This window comes from Enterococcus sp. LJL51, from assembly GCF_049894025.1.
GTDB lineage: Bacteria > Bacillota > Bacilli > Lactobacillales > Enterococcaceae > Enterococcus_L.
The window spans coordinates 41909-54345 of sequence record NZ_JBNEQE010000001.1 but is presented as its reverse complement, the minus strand read 5'-3'; the positions used below and the strand labels follow the sequence as shown (position 1 = coordinate 54345).

Sequence of the window (12437 nt, the reverse complement as noted above, 5' to 3'; positions counted from 1 at the left end):
TAAGTTTTGAAAGGACGAGCGTGATCGTGGCATCTGAAGATAAAGAACAGAAAAAAGTTGTCATACTGTTGGGAATTGTAGGTATTTTGCTGACAGTAATCGTTATGCTGAGTATATTTTATGTCCGCTCGACGCATTCGATGTCTCAGGCAAAGCGGGAGGCTGTGGATATTGCGAAAACACATGCTCAGCTGGAAGACGTAGAGAATTTCTACTGGTTTAACCGCAAAGAAACATACTTTACAGTCATAGGAAAAGACAGCTCCGGAAAAGAAATGATTGTGATTATTCCAGAAAAAGGCGGAAGTATAACAACCTTTGCTCAAGAGGAGGGCTTGAATGAAGCCCAAGCTAAGCAGGCAGTGAAGGAGCATTATCAGCAAAATGATATTCAAAAGGCCAATTTAGGCATATATGAAGGGAAAGCAGCATGGGAAGTTGTGACTAAGACAGAGAACGGATCATTTAATTACTATCTCCTGGCTTTTGAAACCGGCGAGGAAATCAATACGATCTTAGGAATCTGAGGAATAATTTGAATCTGCGGCTATGAGCTGCTGAGATAAATGAAAAAATGAGGAGTGAAGGGTATGAAGCTATCACAACGTGTGCAGCAGTTATCACCTTCAGTAACACTGGCTGCTTCAGCAAAGGCCAAGAAACTGAAGGCAGAGGGAAACGATGTTTTAAATCTGACGGTAGGCGAGCCCGATTTTACAACGCCAAAAAATATACAGGAAGCAGCAATCGCCGCGATTTCCAATGGTAAAGCCAGTTATTATACACCTTCAGCTGGTATTCCAGAGCTGAGACAGGCAGTTGTTGATGCTGTTCAGCGTAATTACGGTTTAGCTTATGAAACTAAAAACGTCATTATCACAGATGGAGCCAAGTTTTCTCTTTACCTTTTATTTCAGGCAATGCTTGATTTAGGAGATGAAGTATTGATTCCAGTTCCTTACTGGGTAAGTTATGGAGAACAAGTGAAGCTTGCTGAAGGTCAGCCCGTATTTATTACCTGTAAGCAGGAGAATGATTTTAAAGTAACAGTAGATCAGCTTGAAGAAGTGAAGACTGAGAAAACAAGAGCAATGATTCTCAATTCCCCATCAAATCCAACGGGGATGATTTACACGAAAGAGGAGCTTTTAGCCATCGGCAACTGGGCAGTGGCAAATGATATTCTCATCATAGCGGATGATATATATGGTCAGCTGGTGTATAACGGGAATAGCTTTACGCCTCTAGCAACGATATCAGAAGAAATTAGAAAACAAACAATTATTGTTAATGGTGTTTCTAAATCCTATGCAATGACAGGCTGGCGTATCGGCTATACCTTGGCGGAGGAAGAGCTGATTGTAGGAATGAATAAGATTGCGTCACATTCTACTAGTAATCCGACTGCAGTGAGCCAGTATGCAGCGCTTGAAGCTCTTCAGGGAGAACAGGATACTGTAGAAGAAATGAGACAGGCATTCGAAGAAAGACTAAACACGATTTTTCCTAAGGTTGCTGCGTTACCAGGCTTCAAGCTGACAAAGCCTCAAGGAGCATTTTACTTGTTTCCTAATATTAAAGAAACCTTGACTCTTTGCGGATATGAAGATGCAACGACATGGGTGGATGACCTTCTTGAAGAGGCTTATGTCGCACTGGTTACTGGTGAAGGCTTTGGCGCGCCGGATTATATTCGGATTAGCTACGCAGCTGACCTTGCTACATTAGAGCAGGCAGTTGAAAGAATTGCTGCATTTATAGAGAAAAAGATTCAATTGAACAACAACTAAGAGGATTACTTAATTCGGGATAGGTAAAAATTGAAGGAACGGAGAGACAAACGTGGAACAAATTCAAATCATCGACTCAAAGAATCATATAGGTGAAGTCGTAAAAATCGGAGCATGGGTGGCAAATAAGCGGTCAAGCGGAAAAATTGCCTTTCTACAGCTTCGAGATGGAACTGCCTACTTCCAAGGCGTTGTTGTCAAAAGTGAAGTAGAAGAAGAAGTTTTCCAGTTGGCGAAAAGCTTAAATCAGGAGACAGCTGTGATGATTACTGGAGAAATTAGAGAGGATACCCGCTCTAAATTTGGCTACGAAATCGGTATTTCAGGAATTGAAGTTGTGGGTGAGAGTCACGAGTATCCAATCACTCCTAAAGAACATGGGACAGATTTCCTGATGGATCATCGTCATTTATGGCTGCGTTCTTCCAGACAGCATGCAGTAATGCAGGTTCGTAATGAGATTATTCGTGCAACCTATGAATTTTTCAATACAAATGGCTTTGTTAAAATTGATCCGCCAATTCTTACCGGTAGTGCACCAGAAGGAACAACTGAACTGTTCCACACTAATTACTTTGACGAAGAGGCTTACTTGTCTCAAAGCGGACAATTGTATATGGAAGCTGCGGCAATGGCTTTTGGCAAAGTATTTTCATTTGGTCCCACTTTCCGTGCTGAAAAATCTAAAACGCGCCGTCATTTAATCGAATTCTGGATGATTGAACCAGAAATGGCGTTTATGCATCAGGAAGAAAGTCTGGAAGTGCAGGAACAGTATGTAGCGTTTCTAGTTCAGAGTGTTCTTGACAACTGTGACTATGCATTAGATGTGCTAGGCAGAGATAAAGAGCTTCTAAAAAAATACACAACATTGCCGTTTCCTCGTATCTCCTATGACGATGCAGTTGAGCTGTTGAAGAAAAATGGTTTCGATGATATTGAGTGGGGGGATGATTTTGGTTCTCCTCATGAAACATTTATTGCAAATTCATTTGAACAACCAGTGTTTATTCTAAACTATCCAAAAGCAATTAAGCCGTTTTATATGAAACCACATCCTACTAGAGAAGATGTCGTAATCTGCGCAGATATGATTGCTCCGGAAGGATATGGAGAAATCATCGGCGGTTCAGAACGGGCGACCGATTATGAATTTCTACTTGAGCAGATTCGTAATCATGGGTTGGATGAAAAAGAATATTCCTGGTATCTTGACCTAAGACGTTATGGATCAGTTCCACATGCTGGCTTTGGTTTAGGACTAGAAAGAACAGTTACCTGGCTTTCAGGGATTGAGCATGTTCGTGAATCAATTCCCTTCCCGCGTCTGCTAAACAGATTATATCCTTAAAAGAATAAACGAATTACAAAACAGATATGTATCTTTGGAAAAGGTAAAGGCCATGATTTCATCCAAAGACATATCTGTTTTTTTATTTTTCAGGAGTACTTTTTTTGATTTTAGAACAGTGGTTATCGGTTGAGGAAAAAACTAGAGAATGCTAGACTGAAGATGTAGCTACACGATATCAATAGCAGGGAGGAATCTGTATGGAAAGAAAAACCAGTTTTAAGGCGGTTGCCACTACAGGGAATTTTCAGCAGCTGCCTGAAGGAGGGATGAATTAATCGTTGTTCCGATAATCTTGTGAAGTAAAATGAAGCAATCAAAAATACTCAGTGAAATAGTTTGACAAGAGGCTGAAGAACAGGAAAACGGAGTAGAAAATAAAGTAAATTGAAATAACTGCACTTGATTTAAAGACAGTGTATATTCAAAGTCACATGTTAGACAGAAAATCAGAAAAAATAGCAGACAACTATGTCAGAAATTTTTTATTCAATAAATATTTATAAATTCTATTTTATTAATGACGCCAAGAATGGAAGTGAGCCTTCAGACAGCTTCTTCCATTCTTTTTTTTAAAAAAGAAATGATAGTACGTCTTTTAAAGGTACAAAATGGAAAAAATGAAGGAAGTAGTTTAGAAAAAATAAATTTTATGGTAGAATTAGCGGAAAGCCAAAATAAAGGAATGACGTAAATGGGAAATCCGGTACAAGTAAAAAGAAAACATTTTCGATTTCCGGCGTATGACGATGAGGTCGGTGTAAAGCTGTCATCTGGAAGCAAGCGACGTTTGTTTGCTGATGAACCGCTATTGACACAGCGAACAGATATGAGTGTTGATTCAGTACCTGAAATGGTTCCACAAAATGCTTATCAGCCTCAGCAAGCAGCACCTAAGCCTGCTGTTGAAAAAAAATCTGCCGCTGAAGCAGTATTAAAACAGACGCATACGAAGGAACAAATCGACGAACTAAAGCGCCACAAACTAAATCTGCCTGATTATACAACGAATAGAAGCCGAACAATTGAAAAGCCTAAAAAACCAAATTTATTCGGCAACATGCATAAAAAGAGTAAAGAAACTTTTGAGGAAGCAACCTTTGGAAGAAGAAGTACAGGAAGGCAAATTACTTCTTTCAGCAGCTCAAAACAGCCGGAACGTTCTTATTTCGTGCCAACCTATGTGCCTGCTTCTGTAATTCCAGATGAAACTCCAGCAGCTGAAGAAGTTACTGAGCAGGAGCTTTTAGCAGCGATGAAGAAGGATAAGTCATCTTATATTCTCATTGATCATGAGGATACGCAGTTCAGAGAAAAGAAGGTCGATGATCCTTCTGTTCAGAAATTTAATGTACCAAAAGAAAACCCGGATATTCCGCTGACTCGGAGACAGTATCAGCAGATTCGTCCTAATATGTCCCGCTTTGATCAGGATAGTGAAGCCAATGATTTGCCCCGCTATCGTTCAGAACTGAAAACAGCCAAAGAGCAGGCTAAGAATCAAACAGCGTATGCTCAGAAGGTTTCAGAAGAGGAACAGCAGAAAAAAGGAATTTTAGACAAATCATTAAGCGGAATCATTGAGGATTCTCATGCTGAAATGGAAAATACTAAATATTTTACTTGATGATTAAAAGAGAGTTTTCAACTGTTTCTACAGGGGGAAATTCTTCTTTTTTTCTTTTTTTTTAATTTTTATAAGAAAAATTGTGGACTTTTTTTTAGTTGATTATTTTTCTGTTTTGTACGATAATGAGGAACGTACGACTTAAGACCGTTACTAATGATGTATACATATGATGGAAAACAGATAGATGAAGAGAAGAGGATCATTATGGAGAATCGAGAAAATAAATTGTATCATTTTGTGGGAATCAAAGGCTCTGGCATGAGTTCTCTGGCCCTTGTTCTTTTTGAAAAAGGCTACAACGTACAGGGATCAGATGTGGAAGAATATTTCTTTACTCAACGTGATTTAGAAAAAGCAGGAATTACGCTGTTGCCTTTTGATGCAGAGAATATTACGAAAGATATGGTAGTTATTGCTGGAAATGCTTTTCCGGATGCTCATGAAGAGTTGGTTCGGGCAAAAGAGCTGGGGGCAGAGGTTATCCGCTACCATGATTTCATTGGTCAGTTTATTCAGCCTTATACCAGTATTGCAGTGACTGGCTCACACGGTAAGACTGGAACAACAGGTCTACTTTCTCATATCCTAAGCGGCATCAAACCGACGAGCTATTTGATTGGGGACGGCACAGGGCATGGTGTGCCGGATGCGGAGTTTTTCTCATTTGAAGCCTGTGAGTACCGCAGACATTTTTTAGCCTATTCTCCTGACTATGTTATTATGACGAATATTGATTTCGATCATCCTGATTACTATAAGAGTATCGAAGATGTTTTTGATGCCTTCCAGTCAATGGCAAGTCAAGTTAAAAAAGGTATCTTTGCTTATGGGGACGATCCTTATCTTCGCAAGCTGAAGGCAGATGTTCCTATCTATTATTATGGTATGAATGAGAACGACGATATTCAAGCGAGAAATATTGAACGAACAACGACTGGTTCGGTTTTTGATGTGTATCATCATGAGGATTTTGTTGGTCGCTTTGATTTACCTGCTTTTGGAGAACATAATATCATGAACGCACTAGGTGTGATTGCTGTATGTTATTTTGAAGAGCTGGATATGAATAAAGTAGCAGAAGAAATGCTGAGTTTCCAAGGAGTAAAACGGCGCTTTACAGAGAAACAGGTTGGCGATGTTGTCATTGTTGATGACTACGCGCATCATCCAACGGAAATCAAAGCTACTATTGATGGTGCCCGTCAGAAATATCCTGATAGAGAAATTATCGCTGTTTTTCAGCCGCATACCTTCACTCGAACAATCGCTCTGATGGATGAGTTTGCAGAAGCGTTGGATTTAGCTGATCACGTATTCTTGTGTGATATTTTTGGTTCAGCCCGTGAATCACAAGGGGATGTAAAAATTGAAGATTTAGGTAACCGTATCAAAAAGGGCGGTCAGGTGATTAAAGAAGACAATGTATCGCCGCTTTTAGACTATGAAGACGCCGTATTCGTTTTTATGGGAGCAGGAGATGTTCAAAAATTTGAACAAGCTTATGAAACGCTGTTGAGTAATACCACAAGGAATGTTTTATAAGTATTTATTATTGATAGAGTTTAGGGAACGAAGCAGGTTGCTTCGTTCCCTTTTTACGTTAATGAGGTATAATTGACTCAATAATCTAAAAAGGAGAAAAATGATATGGCTTATGACAAAGCAAAGTGGCATTTTGAAGCAGAAGGGTTTCCAGAGAATGTTGGAATTGAGCAGGGAGGAGTTCATATTGCCTTTTTCTATCGCTGGATGATAGAGAACGGCTTCTCTGGATATGACATGATTGAAGAGGCAGCTGAAGAGGTTGAATTAGTGAAAGCTGGCAAATACAGTGCTCTCAAATTATTATTTGAGTTTTGTGACGGTGTTTTATTAGAGGAGGATTTTAATGATTCGGGGGCTTCATTCGCAACTCAGTACTATAATACAAAAACAGCTTTTTCAGATACCTATAGCTCGTATTTAGAGGATTACGCCTGTTTGACTCTGAGCCATATGAATGGCTTAGAAAATACAGACTATGGAATTTTATTCATAGACGACAACTATCAAAAGGTAAAAGCGATTATCAATCAGAGATATCAAGAATATCTTAGCTTTATTCAATAATGTTGAGTTAAGTAAGCGTATTCATAAATGAGTGAGTTTGGGCTCTTCGTTTTTAATGAAAACAGGCATAGGGAAGTTTTAAATTTCTCCTATACCTGTTTTGATTGATTATGCTTTTCTGTTTTTCTTTCGAAGGACTAGCAATGAAAAAGCTCCAATTGTTGATAAAATACCACTTTTTAACAAAGTATTGCTAGCTGATTCTCCTGTTTCAGGAAGCTTCTCTTTAACAGAAGGAACTTCCGGATCTGGCTTGACGGCAGATGTGGTAGAACTGATAGTACTAGGCTGTGTTGTGTTTTCAAGTATGGGAATTTTAAATGTAATAGTTTCGCTGTACTCAACACCGGCTATGGTATATGCAGTCGCAGTCACAGTGCTTCCAGCATCAAACTGTTTTGCATTAATAGAAAAATGACCATTATTATCAGCTGTTACAATGATTGGATCACTAGGTAAACCGAGTATATAAAAATAAACGGAAGCGCCTGGGCTAGTGGTTCCATTGAATGAATGAGAAGAAGAATCGTAAACGATTTCCAAGACTAATGTTGCAACATTACTTTCTACAATATAAGTACAATTAATTAAATAGGATTTACCTTCACTGTCAGTAGCGGTAATACTGGCTGGATTTATACCTAGTATAGCTGTAGTATATTGATTTCCAGATTCAAAGGCTAAATTTTCTAAAGATAAGCCAGATGTTTGATCAAGACTTTGTTTAAAGTCAGCAGGATTTATTGTGGCCCCCTGTTGATACCTTGCTGCGGGACCACCAGTAAGCGTCAATATAGTTACGCCATTCTCTTCTTCAGATATTGGCAATAAAGGTTCGTTTTCCAGTAATTCTGTTTGTTTAAACTCATCAGGTTCAATACTACTATCAGTAGAAGATGCTTCTGTTTCTAAGGGAACACCTAAATCAGTAGTAGGGGTTGTTTCACTAGTGTCTGCACTTTCTACTTGCTCATAGGAACCTGTTTCTGCATAGGTATTTACCCCAAATGAAAAACCTAACAATAATGTACAAATTAAACCCATTTTTTTCATTATACTTCCTCCAAACTTTGTATTGTAATGATATTGTAACTTAATCAAAATGTTTTTGCAATATTTGTTTTTTGTTTGTTATGTAAAAAATAGTAATTCATCTGGTACGGCAAAATACTTATTTTGAGCTTTTAAAATAAAGGAGGATACTCAGATTACTTATCTGAATAATAGTACAAAAACCAAAATATGTTTTTGATAAACAAGGTAATTCTCTATGAAGTCATGCTTCTGTTTGGATTTTATTAGTAACTAGGACGATATATATTCATTTTTTCTATTACTTTTTAAGAAAAGCTTGCTTTAGTAATGTCTTTTTATACTTGCCTTTTGCACTGGTTTTGGTACAATTATCATATCATTAATGGAGGTGTACTAATTTGAACATCGGAAAACCGAGAAAATTAGGCAAAACCATCGAAGATATCGAGGAAGGCGATTCGTTATCCTTAACAGAATCGATTGAAGATAAAGATCTTCTGCTTTATTTAGGCCTGACGAATGATGCCAATCCCCTTTATATCCAACATGACTATGCCCAGCAAACGGAGTATCAAAAGCCGATCGTACCGTCGATCATGTTGATGGGAATCATCACAAGCGCTATTTCAAAGCACTTGCCTGGTCCAGGCTCCCATGTAGTGAATTTTTCTGTTAATTTTTTGGAACCAGTCTTTCATTACGACACACTGACCTTTCATTTTGAAGTTATCAAGATTGATAAAATGAAGGATGTGGTAACGATTTCTATTGAGGCCGTAAATGAGGAAGAGAATCGTGTGCTGGATGCTGTAGTGATTGTACAGCCGCCGAAGCACGTTGACTTAGAAGAAAAGAGTAGGAAAGAAGGGGTATTAAATGAATCAAATGGAAACAGCTAATGTTCAGGAAGGTCTGAACAAGTTTTATGCAAAAATTTATGGATTCTTAGGATTAGGGATTGCAGTTAGTGCATTTATCTCTTATCTAGTACTGGATGTGTATTTTTGGGAAGTTATTGTTTTCTTGAGTCAATACAATTATGCGCTAATGGGACTTTGGATTGCTGAAATTGCATTGGTTATCTTTTTAGGCGTAAGAGCTGCAAAAAATCCGTCCTTAGCAATCGGCGGCTTCATTCTATACTCAGTGTTGAATGGTATAACGCTGGCGATAACATTGGCGGCGTATACAGAAGCAACTGTCGTTTCCGCTTTTATTAGTGCTGCTTCAACATTTGGATGTATGGCACTGGTTGGTGTATTAACGAAGAAAGATTTATCAGGAATGGGCCGGGCAATGTATACAGCGTTATTCGGGATTATCATTGCGTTGCTTTTAAATACATTCCTATTCCATAGCGGAACGATGGAATACATCATCTCAATTATTATGGTGCTGGTTTTTTCAGGTCTGACAGCCTATGACAATCAACGTATCCGCAACGTCTACTTCCAAAGTAATGGAACAGCAGGAAATGGGATTGCAGTGTATCTAGCATTGCAGTTATACTTAGACTTTATTAATCTGTTTCTTGCGTTTTTACGTATTTTTAGCAAAAAATAATTCGTTGAATTTTGGACAGAAAAGTGTCGTAGGATGCTTTTCTGTCTTGTTGTTTATTTTTATAGCTGCGGGAATATGAAAAAAAACAAAGGAGGAGTCAAATGGAGGCATTGAAAGAAAAAATCAAAACAGAAGCAGAGAAACTACCTGGTGCTTCAGTCTATTATCGCGAAAGCTGGGAATGTGACTACTTTGAGATTGCCGGCAAATTCTTTGCTATGTTGGGCAAAAACAAAGAAGGAGAAGAAATATTTACGTTTAAGGGAGTTCCTGAGCAAAACGAATTGCTGAGAGAGCAGTATGAATTTATCGTTCCAGGCTATTACACTAATAAAACCCACTGGAATTCGATTATTCTAAAGGATAGTACATTAACAGAAGGGGAATATCTGGCAATGATGAAAAAATCGTACGAGCTGATTGTTGCTAAACTACCGAAAAAAATAAGAGAAACATTGAGTTAATAGTAGAAATAAGAGCGACTGAGGTATTTTCCCAGACGCTCTTATTTTTATGAGTTAAACCTTTCTATTTGCGAACGTATGTTTTATAATAAGAGAGATTATGAGGTGACGAGAGAATGTTCGATTCAGAAAAGATTCCAATCCGGAAGCTTGTTGAATTTATTTTGCGTAAAGGCAGTATTGATGCTCGAAAGACCAGCAGCCATACGGCTCAGGAAGGAGCAAGAATTCACCGCAAGCTGCAAAAGGAAGCCGGTAAAGCATATAAAAAAGAAGTGAAGCTTTCAAAAGAAGTAACGCTGAACAATAAAATATATTTCGTTGAAGGCCGGATGGATGGTCTATTTACTGATGAAGAAGAACAAACCGTAATTGATGAAATCAAAACATCAGAAGCTGCTTTTGAGGACCTGTATGAGGAACAGTTGGCGATGTATTGGCATCAAGTAAAATGTTATGGTGCAATCTATAGTCAGCAGGAAAATCTGGAGAGCATCACCTTACAGCTGACCTATTTTCAAACCACAACAGAAGAAGTAACGAAGAAACAAAGGACGTTCACTCAAGAAGAGCTGACTGTTTTTTTTGAAGAGTTATTACAAGAATATGAACGCTGGCTGATTTTTAGTGAAAACTGGCGGGAAGTTCGAAATCAATCTTTGAGGAATTTGCCTTTTCCTTATGAAGAGTATCGAAAAGGGCAAAGGGAGCTTGCTGTCGCTGTGTATAAAACAATTCTCAGTGAACAACGCTTATTTGTCGAAGCGCCTACAGGAACAGGAAAAACAATCTCAACACTTTTCCCAGCCCTTAAAGCAGTTGGTGAAAACAAGGCTGAGAAGCTTTTTTATCTAACTGCTAAAACAATTACGCGGCAGGTTGCAGAAGATGCAGTCGAAGCAATGAACAGAAGAAATCTGAAAATCAAAAGTCTGACGATTACTGCTAAAGATAAAATCTGTTTTCTCACAGAACGAAATTGTACACCAGAGCATTGTCCGTTTGCCGCAGGCTACTATGACCGACTGAATGAAGGCTTGTGGGACATTCTCCATCATGAGGACCGTTTTACAAGAGCAACGATTGAAACATATGCGCAGAAGCATCAGCTATGTCCGTATGAGTTTTCTCTGGACATCAGTTTATGGTGTGACTTGATTATTTGCGATTACAATTATGTCTTCGACCCAGTCGTTTACTTGCGGCGCTTCTTTGAAGAGGGAATCAAAAAAGAATATACTTTTTTGATTGATGAAGCACATAATTTGGTGAACCGTTCAAGGGAGATGTATTCTGCTGAACTTTCTAAAGGTCAGCTGCTTAGGATGAAGAAACTGATAGGAAAGCAAAATCGTACGCTAACCAGAGCGGTAAACAAAGTGATAGATGAGTTTGATAAGCTGGATGACTTCTGCAATGAAGAGAAAAAAGAGTTCATTTCACAGTCGGCAGCTATCGACAGTCTAGTGAAGCAGATTTTTCGGTTGACAGAAAAAATTGGGGAGTGGTTGCCCCAGAATCAAGAGCTCCCAGAACTAAATCAATTTCTAGAAATCTATTTCAGCTTGCTTAATTATCTGAAAATCAGTGAATTCTATGATGATCACTACTGCACGTATATTCAGCAGAAAAATCATACGTTGATGGTCAAGCAGTTTTGCTTAGACCCATCGTACTTGTTAGGACAAAAGCTGGGAATGGCCAATGCCAGTATTCTTTTTTCAGCTAGCTTTACTCCGCTGAATTACTACAAGGAAGTACTCGGCGGCGGGGAGGAAGGCTTAACATACCGTATTCCAAATCCCTTCCCGGAAGAAAATCAGCTGCTGCTAATCAGCAATTATGTTCAAACAACTTATCGGGAACGGCAAAACAGCTTAAATCGTGTTGTTGAAAGCTTGACAGTGATGATTAAACAGAAAAAGGGCAACTACTTCTTTTTCTTTCCATCCTATGCTTATCTGGATATGGTCTATGATGCGTTTGTACTAAAGAATCCGGATGTCCGGACTTTAATTCAACAGACGGAAATGGATGAAGTGGAAAAAGAACGGTTTTTGGAGCAGTTCCAGTCTGACCCTGATGAAACGCTGATTGGCTTTTGTGTACTTGGCGGTGTATTTTCAGAAGGAATCGATTTAAAGGGCAGCCGTTTGATTGGTACGGCTATTATTAGTGTAGGCTTGCCCCAAATCAACGAAGAACAAGAGTTAATTAAAGAGTATTATGATGAACAAGGGCTGGGTTTTCAGTATGCATATCAGATTCCTGGAATGAACAAGGTGCTTCAAGCAGCAGGAAGAGTGATTCGCGATGCTTCGGATTTAGGTGTTGTTTTATTATTGGATCAGCGTTTTGCAGGCCCCTCTTATCGAAGTTTAACACCGCCTCACTGGTACCGTGCCCAGATTCAGCCGAGCGTTCATCATTTAGAAAAAAATATTGAGACCTTTTGGCAGAAAACTGATAAAAATGATACGGGAGGAAGAGAATAA

Annotated in this window: 11 protein-coding genes; 10 read left to right on the top strand and 1 reads right to left on the bottom strand. The window is 38.7% G+C overall.

The annotated features are described in order from the left end of the window. Positions 1-26: 26 nt before the first annotated feature. The 6 genes from ACPWSO_RS00240 (at position 27) to ACPWSO_RS00215 (ending at position 6880) form a co-directional block, all read left to right on the top strand. The gene (locus tag ACPWSO_RS00240; RefSeq protein ID WP_426080748.1) at positions 27-527 is read left to right on the top strand and encodes a DUF5590 domain-containing protein; all 501 of its coding nucleotides are present in this window, start codon (positions 27-29) and stop codon (positions 525-527) included. A gap of 63 nt (positions 528-590) precedes the next feature. Continuing rightward, positions 591-1790: a pyridoxal phosphate-dependent aminotransferase gene (locus tag ACPWSO_RS00235; protein ID WP_426080747.1), complete on the top strand. Its 1200-nt coding sequence runs from the start codon at positions 591-593 to the stop codon at positions 1788-1790. A 52-nt stretch (positions 1791-1842) separates the two neighbouring features. Further along, positions 1843-3141: an asparagine--tRNA ligase gene (asnS, locus tag ACPWSO_RS00230; protein ID WP_426080746.1), complete on the top strand. Its 1299-nt coding sequence runs from the start codon at positions 1843-1845 to the stop codon at positions 3139-3141. 694 nt (positions 3142-3835) lie between these two features. Further along, positions 3836-4768 (top strand): hypothetical protein, encoded by a 933-nt coding sequence (locus ACPWSO_RS00225; protein WP_426080745.1) that lies wholly within the window; start codon positions 3836-3838, stop codon positions 4766-4768. A gap of 207 nt (positions 4769-4975) precedes the next feature. Then, on the top strand, positions 4976-6313 hold the full coding sequence (gene murC, locus ACPWSO_RS00220) for a UDP-N-acetylmuramate--L-alanine ligase (protein ID WP_426080744.1): 1338 nt from the start codon (positions 4976-4978) through the stop codon (positions 6311-6313). A 105-nt stretch (positions 6314-6418) separates the two neighbouring features. After that, on the top strand, positions 6419-6880 hold the full coding sequence (locus ACPWSO_RS00215) for a hypothetical protein (protein WP_426080743.1): 462 nt from the start codon (positions 6419-6421) through the stop codon (positions 6878-6880). A gap of 108 nt (positions 6881-6988) precedes the next feature. Here the strand turns inward: ACPWSO_RS00215 and ACPWSO_RS00210 are convergent, their stop codons facing one another. Continuing rightward, positions 6989-7933: an LPXTG cell wall anchor domain-containing protein gene (locus ACPWSO_RS00210; protein ID WP_426080742.1), complete on the bottom strand. Its 945-nt coding sequence runs from the start codon at positions 7931-7933 to the stop codon at positions 6989-6991. A gap of 380 nt (positions 7934-8313) precedes the next feature. Between ACPWSO_RS00210 and ACPWSO_RS00205 the strand changes: the two genes are divergently transcribed. The 4 genes from ACPWSO_RS00205 to ACPWSO_RS00190 all read left to right on the top strand — a co-directional run bounded on the left by ACPWSO_RS00205 (position 8314) and on the right by ACPWSO_RS00190 (position 12437). Then, entirely contained in the window at positions 8314-8814 is a 501-nt protein-coding gene (locus tag ACPWSO_RS00205) for a MaoC family dehydratase (protein ID WP_426080741.1), read from the top strand. After that, a complete protein-coding gene (locus tag ACPWSO_RS00200; RefSeq protein ID WP_426080740.1) occupies positions 8792-9478 on the top strand; it encodes a Bax inhibitor-1/YccA family protein in 687 nt (228 codons plus the stop codon). Before ACPWSO_RS00205 ends, ACPWSO_RS00200 begins: the two co-directional genes overlap by 23 nt. 101 nt (positions 9479-9579) lie before the next feature. Further along, on the top strand, positions 9580-9942 hold the full coding sequence (locus tag ACPWSO_RS00195) for an MmcQ/YjbR family DNA-binding protein (protein ID WP_426080739.1): 363 nt from the start codon (positions 9580-9582) through the stop codon (positions 9940-9942). A gap of 116 nt (positions 9943-10058) precedes the next feature. Then, positions 10059-12437: an ATP-dependent DNA helicase gene (locus ACPWSO_RS00190; RefSeq protein ID WP_426080738.1), complete on the top strand. Its 2379-nt coding sequence runs from the start codon at positions 10059-10061 to the stop codon at positions 12435-12437.

Bases quoted from the DNA above. Each gene is read 5' to 3' on its own strand.
- ACPWSO_RS00235 (WP_426080747.1), top strand. From the start codon at position 591: ATGAAGCTATCACAACGTGTGCAGCAGTTATCACCTTCAGTAACACTG.
- ACPWSO_RS00225 (WP_426080745.1), top strand. From the start codon at position 3,836: ATGGGAAATCCGGTACAAGTAAAAAGAAAACATTTTCGATTTCCGGCG.
- murC (WP_426080744.1), top strand. From the start codon at position 4,976: ATGGAGAATCGAGAAAATAAATTGTATCATTTTGTGGGAATCAAAGGC.
- ACPWSO_RS00215 (WP_426080743.1), top strand. From the start codon at position 6,419: ATGGCTTATGACAAAGCAAAGTGGCATTTTGAAGCAGAAGGGTTTCCA.
- ACPWSO_RS00210 (WP_426080742.1), bottom strand. From the start codon at position 7,933: ATGAAAAAAATGGGTTTAATTTGTACATTATTGTTAGGTTTTTCATTT.
- ACPWSO_RS00200 (WP_426080740.1), top strand. From the start codon at position 8,792: ATGAATCAAATGGAAACAGCTAATGTTCAGGAAGGTCTGAACAAGTTT.
- ACPWSO_RS00195 (WP_426080739.1), top strand. From the start codon at position 9,580: ATGGAGGCATTGAAAGAAAAAATCAAAACAGAAGCAGAGAAACTACCT.
- ACPWSO_RS00190 (WP_426080738.1), top strand. From the start codon at position 10,059: ATGTTCGATTCAGAAAAGATTCCAATCCGGAAGCTTGTTGAATTTATT.